Origin of the sequence: Streptomyces sp. NPDC056734, from assembly GCF_042790455.1 — a bacterium.
In the GTDB taxonomy this organism is placed as follows: domain Bacteria; phylum Actinomycetota; class Actinomycetes; order Streptomycetales; family Streptomycetaceae; genus Streptomyces.
This window is the reverse complement of record NZ_JBHTZD010000021.1, coordinates 6629-22575: the sequence shown is the minus strand read 5'-3', so window position 1 is coordinate 22575 and position 15947 is coordinate 6629. Positions and strand designations below refer to the sequence as shown.

The 15947-nt window shown below is 70.0% G+C and carries 9 protein-coding genes and 5 pseudogenes; 2 read left to right on the top strand and 12 right to left on the bottom strand.

Annotation, left to right across the window (positions count from 1 at the left end; genetic code table 11):
- Positions 1-85 precede the first annotated feature (85 nt).
- Both ACFRFC_RS28765 and ACFRFC_RS28760 read left to right on the top strand, forming a co-directional pair.
- Positions 86-940 (top strand): DNA-formamidopyrimidine glycosylase family protein, encoded by an 855-nt coding sequence (locus ACFRFC_RS28765; protein WP_382692675.1) that lies wholly within the window; start codon positions 86-88, stop codon positions 938-940.
- Between the two features lie 33 nt (positions 941-973).
- The gene (locus tag ACFRFC_RS28760) at positions 974-1702 is read left to right on the top strand and encodes an SDR family NAD(P)-dependent oxidoreductase (RefSeq protein WP_382692677.1); all 729 of its coding nucleotides are present in this window, start codon (positions 974-976) and stop codon (positions 1700-1702) included.
- A gap of 174 nt (positions 1703-1876) precedes the next feature.
- Here the strand turns inward: ACFRFC_RS28760 and ACFRFC_RS28755 are convergent.
- The 12 genes and pseudogenes from ACFRFC_RS28755 to ACFRFC_RS28700 form a co-directional block, all read right to left on the bottom strand.
- A pseudogene (locus ACFRFC_RS28755) lies at positions 1877-2095 on the bottom strand (hypothetical protein); the annotation flags it as partial.
- Positions 2096-2310: 215 nt separating this feature from the next.
- Positions 2311-2781, bottom strand: coding sequence for a Dps family protein (locus ACFRFC_RS28750; RefSeq protein WP_382692679.1), 471 nt, complete (start codon positions 2779-2781; stop codon positions 2311-2313).
- Between the two features lie 238 nt (positions 2782-3019).
- Positions 3020-3403 carry a helix-turn-helix domain-containing protein gene (locus ACFRFC_RS28745; protein ID WP_382692681.1) on the bottom strand — a complete coding sequence of 128 codons (384 nt, stop codon included), beginning with the start codon at positions 3401-3403 and terminating at the stop codon, positions 3020-3022.
- Between the two features lie 109 nt (positions 3404-3512).
- Positions 3513-3677 (bottom strand): annotated as a pseudogene (locus ACFRFC_RS28740) (damage-inducible protein CinA); the annotation flags it as partial.
- Between the two features lie 183 nt (positions 3678-3860).
- Positions 3861-4310 (bottom strand): annotated as a pseudogene (locus tag ACFRFC_RS28735) (CinA family protein); the annotation flags it as partial.
- Complete coding sequence (gene pgsA, locus ACFRFC_RS28730; protein ID WP_382692683.1) at positions 4307-5056, bottom strand: CDP-diacylglycerol--glycerol-3-phosphate 3-phosphatidyltransferase; 750 nt, start codon at positions 5054-5056, stop codon at positions 4307-4309. The pseudogene ACFRFC_RS28735 and the gene pgsA, both read right to left, overlap by 4 nt.
- Positions 5057-5364: 308 nt before the next feature.
- Complete coding sequence (gene rimO / locus ACFRFC_RS28725) at positions 5365-6852, bottom strand: 30S ribosomal protein S12 methylthiotransferase RimO (RefSeq protein ID WP_382692685.1); 1488 nt, start codon at positions 6850-6852, stop codon at positions 5365-5367.
- A 229-nt stretch (positions 6853-7081) separates the two neighbouring features.
- Positions 7082-7930, bottom strand: a complete 849-nt coding sequence (locus ACFRFC_RS28720; protein ID WP_382692687.1) for a helix-turn-helix domain-containing protein — start codon at positions 7928-7930, stop codon at positions 7082-7084.
- A gap of 306 nt (positions 7931-8236) precedes the next feature.
- The gene (locus ACFRFC_RS28715; RefSeq protein ID WP_382692689.1) at positions 8237-10984 is read right to left on the bottom strand and encodes a DNA translocase FtsK; all 2748 of its coding nucleotides are present in this window, start codon (positions 10982-10984) and stop codon (positions 8237-8239) included.
- Positions 10985-11238: 254 nt separating this feature from the next.
- Positions 11239-11919, bottom strand: a complete 681-nt coding sequence (locus ACFRFC_RS28710; protein WP_382692691.1) for a two-component system response regulator — start codon at positions 11917-11919, stop codon at positions 11239-11241.
- Positions 11920-12330: 411 nt separating this feature from the next.
- Positions 12331-12717 (bottom strand): annotated as a pseudogene (locus ACFRFC_RS28705) (response regulator); the annotation flags it as partial.
- 80 nt (positions 12718-12797) lie between these two features.
- Positions 12798-15947: pseudogene (locus ACFRFC_RS28700) on the bottom strand (HAMP domain-containing protein); the annotation flags it as partial.

The following is a 15947-nucleotide window of genomic DNA, read 5'->3' as shown; positions in this document are numbered from 1 at the left end:
GCCACCTCGCCCCAGCCGACCACCCCCGACGGAGCACGCCCCCTGGCCCGGACCACCCCTCTGCCGCCCATGCCACCCTGGACCCATGCCCGAGGGTGACACGGTCTGGCAGGCGGCGCGGCGGCTGCACACCGCGCTGGCCGGCCGGGTCCTGACCCGCTCCGACCTGCGCGTCCCGAAGTACGCCACGGCCGACCTCACCGGCCGCAAGGTGCTGGACGTCACCCCGCGCGGCAAACACCTGCTGACCCGCATCGAGGGCGGAGTGACCCTCCACTCCCACCTGAAGATGGACGGCGCGTGGAAGGTGTTCGCAAACGGTCAGCGCTGGAGCGGCGGCCCCGCCCACCAGATCCGCGTGATCCTGGGCAACGCCGACCACACGGCCGTCGGCTACCGCCTCCCGGTCCTCGACCTCCTGCGCACCACCGACGAGGACCGTACGGTCGGCCACCTCGGCCCCGACCTCCTCGGCCCGGACTGGAATCCGGACCGCGCCCTCGCCCACCTCCTCACCGACCCGACCCGCCCCCTCGGCGAGGCCCTGCTGGACCAGCGCAATCTCGCCGGCATCGGCAATGTCTACAAGAGCGAGGTGTGCTTCCTGCTCGGCGCCACCCCGTGGCTCCCCGTCGGCGCCCTCCCCGCCGAGCGCGCCGCCCAGCTCCCACCCCTGGCCAAGAGCCTCCTCGAAGCCAACCGGGACCGCCCGGTCCGCAGCACGACCGGCCGCCGAGGACAGGACCTGTTCGTGTACGGCCGCGCGACCCGCCCCTGTCTGCGCTGCGGGACCCCGATCCGGGTGGCCGACCAGGGCGACGGCTCGCGGGAGCGCCCCACGTACTGGTGCCCTTCGTGCCAGCGAGGCCCCGCCCCGGCACCGGGCTCCCCCGCGACCCGCCGCACAACCAGCAGCCGCCCATCCCACCGCACTAATTGACGACCCGTCAGAAACACCCGTACCGCCCCCTTCATGGCCATGAACGCGTACGACCTCACCGGACGCACCGCCGTCGCCACCGACGCGACAAGCGGCATCGGCCGCGTCACGGCGGTGCTACCCGCCCGAGCCGGAGCCACCATGCACCGCGCGGACCTGGACACACGGGGCCTGCACGAAACAGCGACGGCGACGGCGATCAAGGCCGACGGCGGCACCGCACACACGCACCACCTCGACTTCACCGATCGCGCCCGCGTGCGGGAAGTCGTCGAGACCTGCGAGACGCTGCATGTCATGGCGCCGATCGCCGGGCTCATGCACAGCAGCCAGGTCCTGATGGCCTCAGGCGCCACCGACATCGGCGGCCCCGGCCTGCTCTGCTACGGCACGGCCAAGACTGCGGTGGTCCAACTGACCAAGACCCTCGCCACGAAGGTCGGCCGCCACAGCATCCACGTCAACGCGGTCGCCCCGGACTGGATCCGCACCCCGATGACCCAGCACCCGCCGACTTCCAGCCCCGTTCCCCCACCGAGCCCCTCAGGCCCGCAGGTCACCGCTCGGCCGTGCAGGCCACCTCGAAGATGCGGCCCAGGCCATCCCGTACGAGCCTGCCCTCCCCCACAGCCAGCCCGACTCACCCCACCCCGACAAGCCCACCCCCACGAACGCCCCCGCGAACACCCCTCACTCCCGCCCCGGCGGCCTCCGCCGCCACCTCCGCACGGCCCGCCGACGCCACCCGCCCCCACCGGATGAACGGGAATCACAAGAAGCACGGGATTCACCAAACCCACCAGAGCCGACCGCCATCCCGGACACCCCTGCCACCCCTCGCACCCCCTGCGATCCCGACACCCCCGCAGCCAAATCCCCCGCCCCACCCCCCACACCAACAACCACGCCCACACCACCCCCGCTCCCCACCCCAACCCCCCGCCAAGCCGCCCGCCACCGCCCAGCCCCCACCGCCCCGGCCGCCCGCGACTTGGGCACGCAATGCACCGGCAGCAGACTCAGCCCCCACCCCCCGGCCGCGACCGCACCTTCCACCGCCCCCGCGTCGGGCGCGACGGCGAGCCGGACAACGGCCCACCACCACACCGCCCCGAACGCCAGTCCAGCCCCCCAGCGCGCTATCCGCCCCGCCATGGTCCCTCCTCAGGCTCGACGCTAGAACGCGCCCCGCACGGACCGGCAGGGCGCACCGGCGACAGACAGGCGCGCATACCCACGCCACACCGCCCCCACCCCGCCGCAGCGCACCACCTACGCCCTGCCCACCCATAAGCCCCGAACCCCGGCCCCGGCCTCCGCCTCCGCCGCACAACGGACCCAGTCACACCCACCCCCCACCCCCACCCCCCTCAATCGTTCGCGGCCTGGAACATCCAATGATGCTTCTCAAGATCCGCCGTGATCCCGATGAAGATGTCCTGCGACACCGGATCCGGCTTCTCGGTCGCCGCCACCCGCTCCCGCATCCGGGTGATCGCCGCACCCAGCGCCTCCGTCAGCACCCGCACGGCGTCGTCGTCCTTGACCCAGTCGTTCGGCACCGCCCCGATCCCGCTGCCGCCGGCGACGGTCTTCGCCCGCCCGTCCGGGGACACCCCGAGCGCCGAGGCCCGTTCGGCGACGGTGTCGGAGTGCGCTCGCGCGGACGCCACGACATCGTCCAGTTGAAGATGTACGGATCGAAAACGGGGACCGACGACATTCCAGTGGACCTGTTTCGCCACCAGCGAGAGATCCACGAGGTCCACGAGGGCGGACTGAAGCGCCTCGGCCACGACTTTCAGGTCCGCATCGGGCAGCGGGCTCTTGACGACGTACATCAGACCTCCGTTGACGGCCCCGAGAACTGTCCCTCCACGATGACCGCAACACCGAAGACCGGCAAACGGAGCAAAACCTCCACCAAAAGCGACCCCGCTCATCACGACCGGGAACGCAAAAACCCCGACCCGGCTCCCAGGGGACTCACACTCCCTGGAGAAGCCCGGACCGGGGCCTCAACACACTCGCGCGTCGAACACCCCCGCGCGCCGCCTCAAGGGCAGACGCACAGGAATCTCACGCGGCGACCACATCCACCGCCTCGGCGGCGGGCGCCTTGATCGTGACCCGTTCCGGCGGCACACCGGCCACCGAGACGGCACCCAGCATCGGTCGGACCGGCCTGGGTACTGGTTCGCTGGGAGTGACCGCAGCGGACTGGGCCAGCTCGGCGAGGGCGAGCTCATCGCTCACTTCGCGCATGAGCTCGGACATCCGTACGTCCAACGCGTCGCAGATCGCGGCGAGCAGCTCGGAGGAAGCCTCCTTCTGCCCCCGCTCCACCTCGGAGAGATAGCCGAGCGAGACTCGGGCGGAGGAGGAGACTTCGCGCAGAGTACGGCCCTGGCGCTGGCGCTGCCGACGCAGCACGTCACCCAGCAGGCGACGGAGCAGAATCATCGGTGGCTCCCTCCTCGGACCGCGTAACCGCATCCTTCACGCCCCACCGTACCGCCTTGCGCCGCGGCCGTGCGGGGAGCGATGTCGTGTTCACTCAGGGCTGCAAACATCAAAACCCCCCGTTCTGTTCCGTATCCTGTGCCCGCTCATTCCCGGTCTGTTCGCCCGCCAGCTGCTCAAGAAGCAGCGCGAGTACGCTCCGTACACTCTCCATACGGATTTCCTCGCGGTCGCCGTTCAACCGCAGGGCCAGCACTTTTCCGCCACCGGCAGAATCGGAAACCGCTCCGCCCGACGCCGAAACGACCGCGTCCGTCCCGGAAACGACACCATTCGACGTCGAACCGACTCGCTCGGCCTCAGAAACAATTGCGTTCGCCCCCGAGACCGCTGTCTCGGCCCCCGAAACGGCAGTGTCCGCCCCGGAATCAACTACGCCGGCCCTGGAATCATCTACGCCCGCCCCCGAAACGCCTGTCTCCGCCCCCGAAACCCGGCCATCCGGCTCAGAAACGCCGTTTCCCGTCCTGGAATCCCCTCCCCCAGGCCCGACGACAGCCACGAAAACCGTCCCCACCGGCTGCCCGTCCTGCGGCTCGGGACCCGCGACCCCGGTCGTCGCCACGCCCCAGTCGGCGCCCAGCACCCCCCGCACACCGGCCGCCATCTGCCCCGCGACCTGCGCGTCCACCGCGCCGCGCGCCGCCAGGAGCCCGGCGTCCACACCCAGCACCCGGTGCTTGAGGTCGGTCGCGTACGCCGTCACCGACCCCCGGAACACCTGGGACGCCCCGGGCACCGTCGTGAGCGCCGCCGCGACCAGTCCGCCGGTCAGCGACTCGGCGACGGCGATGGTCTCGCCTCTCACCCTCAGTAGTCGCACCACGTCGGCGGCCGTGGAACTCACGCGTCTGTCTCCTGTGCCGCCGCCCTGCGCTCGGCGATCCCCTGCCGGCGCAGCACAATGGCTTGTCGTACATAGTCCAGACCGGTCAGCACGGTCAGGACGACCGCCGCGGCCATCACCCACCACCGCAGGGTGGCCAGCCAGCCCGTCAGCGCCAGGACATACATCCCCACGGCCACGCCCTGGGTGAGGGTCTTGACCTTGCCGCCGCGACTCGCCGGGATGACGCCGTACCGAATGACCAGAAAACGCAGCAGCGTGACACCGAGTTCCCGGCCGAGGATGACGGCCGTGACCCACCACGGCAGGTCACCCAGCGCCGAGAGACAGATCAGCGCCGCCCCCATGATGGCCTTGTCGGCGATGGGGTCGGCGATCTTCCCGAAGTCGGTGACGAGATCGTACGTACGGGCCAGATGACCGTCGAACAGATCGGTGATCATGGCGATGGCGAAGGCGGCCCAGGCCAGTGACCGCCAGGCCGGGTCGTACCCGCCGTCGGCCAGCATCAGCGCGACGAACGCCGGCACCAGCACCAGCCGCAGCATGGTCAGCAGGTTGGCGATGTTCCACACACTCGCCTGATTGACGGCCGCCGCGGCCAGCTTCCCGCCCCGCACGGCACGGCCCCCCGCCTCCCCGCCCTCGGCGTCGCCGCCCCCTTTCGGGGAACCGTCGCCCTCCGCACCACGAGCCAAGCCGGCGAAGTCCGCCCCGGAGCCCCCAGCAGCACCCACACCGGACACCCGAGCAGAAACCCCGGATACGCCTGATACGCCGGATGCCCCGGTGACCTCAGATGCCCCCGCTGCCTCAGACACTCCAGACGTCCCAGACACTCCAGACGCCCCCGACGTCCCACCTCTCCCGGACGTCCCAGCCACTCCAGAAACCCCGGACCCCGCGGACCCCGCGGACCCTCCAGACACCCCGGAATCCCCGCCCCCCACGGCACGATCCCCCTCGCCGGAGCCTCCCGCACGGCCGGCTCCGGCGGAGCCACCCACACCGTTCACCCCGGCGGAGCCCCCCGCGGCCGATGCCGGGACTCCCGTCATCTGCCCGCCTCCTCACGGCCCGCGAGCGAGCCCCGCAACGGCTCGGCCATCAGCGGCTCGGCCACCAGGTCGACACCTTCCGTACCGACCACCTTCGCCTCGACCATACGGCCGACGCTCAGCCCCGCGCCGCTCGTGAGCAGCACCTGGCCGTCCGTCTCGGGCGCCTGGTGCTCCCCGCGGCCGCACACCCCGTCCGCGGTGTCGACCGACTCGACAAGCACCCGCAGCGTTTCCCCGAGGCGCTCCTCGGCCCGCTGCGAGACAAGCTCCTCGGCCCGCCGGGAGACATGGGCCAGCCGCTCGGCGACGACGTCGGTGTCGAGCTTGTTCTCGTAAGTCGCCGCCTCCGTGCCGTCCTCGTCCGAGTAGCCGAACACCCCGATGGCGTCGAGCCGCGCGTGGTCGAGGAACCGCTCCAGCTCGGCGAGGTCGGCCTCGCTCTCGCCGGGGAAGCCCACGATGAAGTTGGAGCGCACACCGGCCTGGGGCGCCTTGCCCCGGATGGTGTCGAGCAGTTCCAGGAACCGGTCGGTGTCCCCGAAACGCCGCATCGCGCGCAGCACATCGGGCGCGGAGTGCTGGAAGGACAGATCGAAGTACGGGGCGATCTTGGGCGTGGAGGTCAGGACGTCGATCAGGCCGGGCCGCATCTCGGCGGGCTGGAGGTAGCTGACCCGCACCCGCTCGATGCCGTCGACATCGGCCAGCTCCGGCAGCAGTGACTCCAGCAGCCGGATGTCACCGAGGTCCTTGCCGTACGACGTGTTGTTCTCGGAGACCAGCATGATCTCCTTGACGCCCTGCTCGGCCAGCCACCGCGTCTCGTTCAGCACATCGCTGGGCCTACGGGAGATGAAGGAGCCACGGAAGGACGGGATGGCGCAGAAGGTGCAGCGCCGGTCGCAGCCGGAGGCGAGCTTGACCGAGGCGACCGGGGAGCCGTCGAGTCTGCGGCGCAGCGGCGCGCGCGGGCCGGAGGCGGGCGCGAGGCCGTCCGGGAGGTCGGCCGGAGCGTGTCCCGGCAGGGCGACGGACGCGGCGGACCCCTGTCGCTCGGCGGGGCTGACCGGCAGCAGCTTGCGCCGGTCGCGCGGGGTGTGGGAGGCGTGCACCCCACCGGAGAGGATGGTCTGCAACCGGTCGGAGATGTCCGCGTAGTCGTCGAACCCGAGCACACCGTCGGCCTCGGGGAGCGCCTCGGCCAGTTCCTTGCCGTACCGCTCGGCCATGCAGCCCACGGCCACCACGGCCTGGGTCCGGCCGTGTCCCTTGAGGTCGTTGGCCTCCAGCAGGGCGTCGACGGAGTCCTTCTTGGCGGCGTCGACGAATCCGCAGGTGTTCACGACGGCGACGTCGGCGTCCTCGGCGTCCCCGACCAGCTCCCAGCCGTCCGCCTCCAGACGGCCCGCGAGCTCCTCGGAGTCCACCTCGTTTCGGGCGCAGCCAAGCGTGACGAGTGCGACGGTACGGCGTTCAGGCATGGGCTCAAGACTACTTCGTCCCACTGACACCCCACGCCGACGGGGCCACGGCGATCTTGCCCGCACCGCACCGCACACCCGAGCGAAGCCACCCTTCAAGCCCTGCTCACGGCCCTGGCAAAGCCACCTCACAGCGACCGCACAACCTCCGCACGGCACCCGGCGAACCCGGCCCACACGCCGCCCGGGCAAACCCCACCCACCTACCAAGGCCCGCCCAGCGCGCCCCTCACCCCACCTGCGGATCCCCCTTCGTGTACGTCAACCGCTCCACGGCCCCCGGCTGCCAGTCCTCGTCGATCTTCTTCCCGTTCACATGCATCTGGATGGCGCCCGCGTCGCCGAGCACCAGGTTGATCTTGGAGCTGTCCTGGAAGGTCTTGGACTCGCCCTGCTTGAGCAGCCCGTCGAAGAGCAGCCGGCCGTTGTGGTCCTTGGCGGAGATCCAGCTGCGTCCGTCGGTGGCGCTGACCTGGACGGTCACCTTGTCCTGCGGCGCCGCCGCGATCGCGCTCTCGGTCGGGTCGGGCTCGGGGTCGGCGGGCTTGCTGGTGTTCGCGGACGGCGCGGAGGACGTGCCGGTCGACGGCGTCGTGCCCTCGGCGACCTGGTCCTTGGAGCCGCCGTCGGACTCGCCCTTGAACATCGTGAACCCGGCGAAGCCGATCACGGCGACGATCGCGGCGACCATGGCCGCCGTCCAGTTCGGCCCCCGGCGCTCCGGACGGATCCGCTCCGCCTCGAACAGCGGGGCCGCCGGCGTCGGGGCGGGCCGCCCGCCGTGCTCGGCGTCGTACTGCGCGACCAGCGGTCCGGGATCGAGGTGCACGGCCTTCGCCAGGGTCCTGAGGTGCCCGCGCGCGTAGACGTCACCGCCGCAGGGCGAGAAGTCGTCGGCCTCGATCGCGTGCACGATGGCGATCCGGACCCGGGTGGCGGTACTCACGTCGTCGACGGTCAGTCCGGCCGTGATCCGCGCCTGGTGGAGCGCGCGGCCGATCGAGAGGCGGGGCTCATCGGTTGCATCGGATACGTCTTCGAACGGACGCTCGTCTTCAGGGAAGTTGCCGATGGACACGGGGGCGCCTTTCGAGGTGTAGCCACCTGTGCTGGAAGTTCAGTTTGCGGGGGTGCGAAAGGGTGGGGCAACCGGGCAGTAGCACTTTGTACGCCATCGGTATGGCCTGTCGTACCGATGGTCGTACCGATGACGGGACAGCTGTTTCGCGCTTCCCTCAACTTGACGTACGCCGAAGGGAAACGGTTGCTCAATGATCCCCTACGACCGCGTCACGATGATCCCCTAATAGGAGACACCCACGATGCGAATGGATCACGATCACGCATCCACCCATATCACCTTCCTGGGCCCGACCCCCCACGGCTACCCCGCCGTCTCCCCACGAATCACCGCGAGCACCCCGTCCAGCTCATCCGGCTTCACCAGGACGTCCCGCGCCTTGGACCCCTCGCTCGGCCCGACGATGTTCCGCGACTCCATCAGATCCATCAGCCGGCCGGCCTTGGCGAAGCCCACCCGCAGCTTGCGCTGGAGCATGGACGTCGATCCGAACTGCGTGGACACGACCAGCTCGGCCGCCTGGCACAGCAGGTCGAGGTCGTCGCCGATGTCCTCGTCGATCTCCTTCTTCTGCTTGCTCCCCACGACGACGTCGTCCCGGAAGACCGGCGCCATCTGGTCCTTGCAGTGCTGGACGACGACCGCCACCTCGTCCTCGGTGATGAAGGCGCCCTGCATACGGGTCGGCTTGTTGGCCCCCATCGGCAGGAACAGCCCGTCGCCCTTGCCGATCAGCTTCTCGGCGCCGGGCTGGTCGAGGATGACCCGCGAGTCGGCCAGCGAGGAGGTGGCGAAGGCGAGCCGCGAGGGCACGTTCGCCTTGATCAGACCGGTGACGACATCCACCGAGGGCCGCTGGGTCGCCAGCACGAGGTGGATACCGGCCGCGCGCGCGAGCTGCGTGATGCGCACGATCGAGTCCTCGACATCCCGCGGCGCCACCATCATCAGGTCGGCCAGCTCATCGACGATCACCAGCAGATACGGATACGGCGACAGCTCCCGCTCGCTGCCCTCGGGCGTCTTCAGCTTGCCGGTGCGAACGGCCTCGTTGAAGTCGTCGATGTGCCGGTACCCGAACGCCGCCAGGTCGTCGTAGCGCAGATCCATCTCCCGTACGACCCACTGGAGCGCCTCGGCGGCCCGCTTCGGGTTGGTGATGATCGGCGTGATCAGGTGCGGAATGCCCTCGTAGGCGGTCAGCTCGACGCGCTTGGGGTCGACCAGCACCATCCGGACGTCCTCCGGGGACGCCCGCATCATGACCGAGGTGATCAGACAGTTGATGCAGGACGACTTGCCGGAGCCGGTGGCGCCGGCGACCAGCAGGTGGGGCATCTTCGCCAGCGAGTGCATGACATAGCCGCCCTCGACGTCCTTGCCGAAGGCGACCAGCATCGGATCGTCGTCCTCCGCCGACTCCGCGAGCCGCAGCACGTCCCCGAGGTTGACCATCTCCCGGTCGGTGTTCGGGATCTCGATGCCGACCGCCGACTTCCCGGGGATCGGGCTGATGATCCGCACGTCCGGGCTGGCGACGGCATAGGCGATGTTCTTGGTCAGGGCGGTGATCCGCTCGACCTTCACGGCCGGGCCCAGCTCCACCTCGTAGCGGGTGACGGTCGGCCCGCGCGTGAAGCCGGTGACGGCGGCGTCGACCTTGAACTCGGTGAAGACATTGGTCAGTGAGGCGACGATCGCGTCATTGGCGGCGCTGCGCACCTTGCCGGGCCCGCCGCGCTCCAGCAGGTCGAGCGGCGGCAGGGAGTAGGTGATGTCGCCGGACAGCCGGAGCTGCTCCGCGCGGGGCGGCAGATCGCGCACCTCCGCCGGCGGCGCCTTGGTGAGGTCGAGGACCTCCGGCTTGAGCTTCTCCTGCTGGGGCCGCGCGGCCGGAACCGGCGTCGGCGCGGGCAGGGGCGTCGGCGTGGTCTCCTCCCGGTCGCCCACCCGCACGCCCTGGGTGAGGTCGGCGACCAGCGGCGAGGGCGGCATGCCGTGCAGCACGGCACCGTCCAGATCCGCCGCTGCCGCCGCGGCGATGTCCACGGCGTCCAGCTGCCGGTCCATCGCGGGCTGCGGCACCGCGGAACGCCTGGGCCGCCCGCGACGCCGCGAGAGGGCCTCCTGCTCGGCTCCCTCGGGGTCGTACGGCTCCGGGCCCGCCCCGCCGCGTTTGCGCGTTCGCGCGGGCAGCGCCTCGCGCCACTGCTCGTCGTAGCGCTGCTCGTCGTAGCGGCGCTCGTCCTCGTCCCGCTCGTCCGTCTCCGGATCGTGGACGAGTCCGAGGCGCACCCCGAGCTGCCGCAGCCGCTGCGGAATCGCGTTGACCGGCGTGGCGGTGACGACCAGCAGCCCGAACACGGTCAGCAGGGCCAGCAAGGGCACGGCCAGCACATCGGTCATCGTGTACGACAGGGGCGTCGCCGCTCCCCAGCCGATGAGCCCGCCCGCGTCCCTTATCGCCAGCATGCCGTCACTGCGCGCGGGCGAGCCGCACGCGATGTGCACCTGGCCGAGCACCCCGATGACCAGCGCGGACAGCCCGATGACGATCCGTCCGTTCGCGTCGGGCTGTTCCGGATGGCGGATGAAGCGCACGGCGACGACCGTGAGCAGAATCGGCACCAGCAGATCGAGCCGCCCGAAGGCCCCGGTCACCAGCATCTCGACCAGGTCCCCGACCGGCCCGCGCAGGTTCGACCATGTACCGGCGGCGACGATCAGCGCGAGTGCCAGCAGCAGCAGGGCGACGCCGTCCTTGCGGTGCGCCGGATCCAGATTCTTGGCGCCTCGCCCTATGCCGCGGAACACCGCCCCGACGGCGTGCGCCAGTCCCAGCCAGACGGCCCGTACCAGCCGGTACACACCACCGGTCGGACTGGGCGCCGGCTTCGGCGCGGGCGCCGCCCTCTTCGCGGCGGGCTTCTTCGCGGCGGCCTTCTTGGCGGGCGCCTTCTTCGCGGGAGCCTTTTTCGCGGCGGCCTTCTTCGCCGGAGCCGCCGCCTTCCTAGCGGGCTGCTTCTTGGCTGCGGAGGGACGTGAGGCCATGGGTGTGAGATTACCTGTGGAGACCCCAAGGGACACGCGTGCCCACACCTTCACCCATTCGTGTCGCCGTCACGGAGACGCGATGCTGACGTGGGGTCATGAGGCCGTATCCAGGGGCCGTCCAGACGCTGGAGGCCCGCACGCGAGGAAGCCGGGGACGGGGGCGGTGGGTGCAGCCGAGGAGGGTGAGGGCGCCAACACCCCGCCGCGCACAGCGGGCGCCGGGCGCGGCACAACGCCCTGCCGCGTCGGGCTCAGTTCGGCGAGGGCACCGCGGCGGCGCCGCCGGTACCGGGCTCCAGTGCGTCCAGCGCCCGCCGCAAACCCGTGAGCTTGCGCTCCAGATGCGCCGCCGTGGCCACCGCCGCCGCGTCCGCGGACTCGTCGTCCAGCTGCTTGGACAGCGCCTCGGCCTGCTCCTCGACCGCCGCGAGCCGCGCGGACAGCTCGGCGAGCAGCCCGACCGGTTCCTTCCCGGGACCGACGCCGCTCCGGCCGCCGCCCTCCAACTGGAGCCGCAGCAAAGCCGCCTGCTCTCTCAGCTGGCAGTTCTTCATGTACAGCTCGACGAACACCGACACCTTCGCCCGCAGCACCCACGGGTCGAACGGCTTGGAGATGTAGTCGACCGCACCCGCCGCGTACCCGCGGAACGTGTGATGCGGTCCGTGGTTGATCGCGGTGAGGAAGATGATCGGGATGTCCCGCGTGCGCTCCCGCCGCTTGATGTGGGCGGCGGTCTCGAAGCCGTCCATGCCCGGCATCTGGACATCCAGCAGAATGACCGCGAAATCGTCCGTGAGCAGTGCTTTGAGCGCTTCCTCCCCGGACGATGCCCGGACCAGCGTCTGATCGAGCGCCGAAAGGATCGCCTCCAGCGCGAGCAGATTCTCCGGCCGGTCATCGACCAGGAGGATCTTGGCCTTCTGCACCATGGCCCGCCCTCCTCGCCCCGGCATGGGGCCTCCCCTGTCCGCAGGACTTGGGGAGGCTCCGTCGGGAGCCACCCCAGGGGACGACTCCGTCTCGCCGCCCGTCCTCGTGCCGGTCATCGTAGCCGCACCCTGCCTGTCGCCACACCCTGTCACCGAGATGTCACTGTGCACGTAGCAGAAACGCGGCGGGAGACCAGAAGGTTCCCCGAATCGCGTACGTCCGCACGACGCCGAGCACACTGCGTCAGCAACTCCGCGTGAACACTCAACCTTTCCCGCCCCCGCGCCCCCGCGCGGGCCCGCCCGCGCGGGGGCAACCCGACGCGCCCGTCCACATCACTCCAGGTCACTCCACGTCATTTCCCGGTCGTTGCAGGGTCATCTCCGAGTCGTCGCCGGGTCGTCGCCGGGTCACTCCCCCCGCATCCACTGCCGCATCACCGCCAGCAGATGGTCCGGGTCGACCGGCTTGGTCACATAGTCCGACGCGCCGGACTCGATCGCCTTCTCCCGGTCGCCCTTCATCGCCTTCGCGGTCAGCGCGATGATCGGCAGCCCCGCGAACTGCGGCATCCGCCGGATCGCCGTGGTCGTCGCGTATCCGTCCATCTCCGGCATCATGATGTCCATCAGCACGACCGCCACGTCGTCGTGCTGCTCCAGCACCTCGATGCCCTCCCTGCCGTTCTCGGCGTACAGCACCGAAAGCCCGTGCTGCTCCAGGACGCTGGTCAGGGCGAAGACATTGCGGATGTCGTCGTCGACGATCAGCACCTTCTCGCCGCCGAACCGCAGCCCTTCCAGGGGCTCGTGGTCGGCCACCCGGCCCTCGGCCGCCCAGCTCCCCGAATGCCGCATGGACGCGCGCGAGAACGCCTCCGTCCCCCGGCGCCGCCGCCGGAACAGCGCCGCCGCACCGTTCTGCGTCTCCTGGTACGACTTCACCTCCGCCGGCGTCTCGATCTCGGGGACGGCCGGACGCGCCTCGATGGCCGTCAGCTCGGGCGGCTGCGTGGCCTGCTGGTAGCCCTGCGCGGGCAGCTCGGTCGGGTGCAGCGGCAGATACAGCGTGAACGTCGAGCCGCGGCCCGGCTCGCTCTGCGCGTAGATCTCCCCGCCGAGCAACTGCGCGATCTCCCGCGAGATCGACAGCCCGAGGCCCGTACCGCCGTACTTGCGGCTGGTCGTGCCGTCGGCCTGCTTGAACGCCTCGAAGATCACCCGCATCTTGCCGGCCGCGATACCGATCCCGGTGTCGGTCACCGAGAACGCGATCAGCTCGGCGCCCGCGTCCGTCACGGACCCGGCCTCCAGCAGCTGCTCGCGGATGAACTGCGGTACGTCCGCCCCGGCCGGCCGGATCACCAGCTCGACCGAGCCGGAGTCGGTGAACTTCACCGCGTTGGACAGCAGATTGCGCAGCACCTGAAGGAGCCGCTGCTCGTCGGTGTGCAGGGTGGCCGGCAGTTCCGGTGACACCCGCACCGACAGGTCCAGGCCCTTCTCCGCGGTCAGCGGCCGGAAGGTGGCCTCGACGTAGTCCACCAGCTGGACCAGCGCGATCCTGGTCGGGGAGACGTCCATCTTGCCCGCCTCGACCTTCGACAGATCGAGGATGTCGTTGATCAGCTGGAGCAGATCGGATCCGGCGCCATGGATGGTCTCGGCGAACTCGACCTGCTTCGGCGTGAGGTTCCCGTCGGCGTTGTCGGCGAGCAGCTTGGCGAGGATCAGCAGCGAGTTCAGGGGCGTCCGCAGCTCGTGCGACATATTGGCGAGGAACTCGCTCTTGTAGCGCATGGAGACCGCGAGTTGCTCGGCGCGCTCCTCCAGGACCTGCCGGGCCTCCTCGATCTCGGTGTTCTTCACCTCGATGTCCCGGTTCTGCCGGGCCAGCAGCTCGGCCTTCTCCTCCAGCTCCGCGTTGGACGCCTGGAGGGCCTTCTGCCGGTTCTCCAGCTCCTCGGACCGCTCCCGCAGTTGCTCGGTCAGCTCCTGCGACTGCTTCAGCAGCACCTCGGTCTTGGTGTTGACGGAGATGGTGTTGACGCTGGTCGCGATCATCTCCGCGATCTGGTTGAGGAAGTCCTTCTGGATGTGCGTGAACGGCGTGAAGGAGGCCAGCTCGATCACCCCGAGCACGTTGCCCTCGAACAGCACCGGCAACACGATCACCTGCGCGGGCGACGCCTCGCCGAGCCCGGAGGAGATCTTCAGATAGCCGCTGGGCGCGTTCTCCACGAGGATCGTGCGCTTCTCGTGGGCCGCGGTGCCCACCAGCGCCTCACCCGGCCGGAACGAGGTCGGCATGGAGCCCATCGAGTAGCCGTACGAGCCCAGCATCCGCAGCTCGTAGTCGTCGTCCGAGCCGCTCGCCACGTCCTTGCCGTCCAGCAGCGGCATGGCGAGGAAGAACGCCCCGTGGTGCGCGGACACGACCGGCGTCAGCTCGCTCATGATCAGCGAGGCCACGTCCTCCAGGTCCCGGCGGCCCTGCATCAGGGCGGAGATCCGGGCGAGGTTGCCCTTGAGCCAGTCCTGCTCCTTGTTGGCGATGGTGGTGTCCCGCAGGTTGGCGATCATCTTGTTGATGTAGTCCTGGAGCTCCTGGATCTCGCCGGAGGCGTCCACGTCGATCTTCAGGTTCAGATCGCCCCGGGTCACCGCGGTCGCCACGCGCGCGATGGCCCGCACCTGCCGGGTAAGGTTTCCTGCCATTTCGTTCACGGACTCGGTGAGGTCCCGCCACGTCCCGTCGACGTCCCGCACCCGGGCCTGACCACCGAGCTGCCCTTCCGTGCCCACCTCGCGCGCGACGCGGGTGACCTCCTCCGCGAACGACGAGAGCTGGTCGACCATGGTGTTGATGGTCGTCTTGAGTTCGAGGATCTCCCCGCGCGCGTCGATGTCGATCTTCTTGGTCAGATCGCCCTTGGCGATGGCGGTCGTCACCATGGCGATGTTGCGCACCTGACCGGTCAGATTGGACGCCATCTGGTTCACCGACTCGGTGAGGTCCTTCCAGGTGCCCGCCACGCCCGGTACGTGCGCCTGGCCGCCCAGGATGCCGTCCGTACCCACCTCGCGCGCCACCTTGGTGACCTGCTCGGCGAACGAACTCAGCGTCTTGACCATCGTGTTGAAGGTGTCGGCGAGCTGCGCGACCTCACCGGCCGCCTCGATCGTCACCGTCCGCGTCAGATCGCCGTTGGCGACCGCCGCCGCGACCTGCGAGATGTTGCGCACCTGCATGGTCAGGTTCTTGGCCATCAGGTTGACGTTGTCGCTGAGGTCCTTCCAGATGCCGACGACGCCCGGGACATGCGCCTGACCGCCGAGGATGCCTTCGGTGCCGACCTCGCGGGCCACCTTGGTCACCTGCTCCGCGAAGGACGACAGCTGATCGACCATCGTGTTGACGGTCGTGACGAGTTCGAGGATCTCGCCCTTGGCGTCGACGGTGATCTTCTTGGAGAGGTCGCCCTTGGCGACCGCGGTGGTGACATCGGCGATGGACCGCACCTGGACGGTGAGGTTGTTCGCCATGAAGTTCACCGACTGGGTGAGGTCCTTCCAGGTGCCGGAGACACCCTGCACCTCGGCCTGGCCGCCCAGCTTGCCCTCGGTGCCGACCTCGCGGGCGACCCTGGTGACCTCCTCGGCGAACGAGGAGAGCTGGTCCACCATCGTGTTGAGGGTGTTCTTCAGCTCCAGGATCTCCCCGCGCGCGTCCACGGTGATCTTCTGCGACAGATCACCACGCGCGACCGCTGTGGCGACCTGGGCGATCTGCCGCACCTGGGCAGTAAGGTTTCCTGCCATTCCGTTCACGGAATCGGTCAGGTCCCGCCACACCCCGGCGACGCCCAGCACCTGCGCCTGACCGCCGAGCCGCCCCTCGGTGCCCACCTCGCGCGCCACCCGCGTCACCTGGTCGGCGAAGGCGGAGAGCTGGTCGACCATCGTATTGACGGTGTTCTTCAGCTCCAGGATCTCCCCGCGCGCGTCCACGGTGATCTTCTGCGACA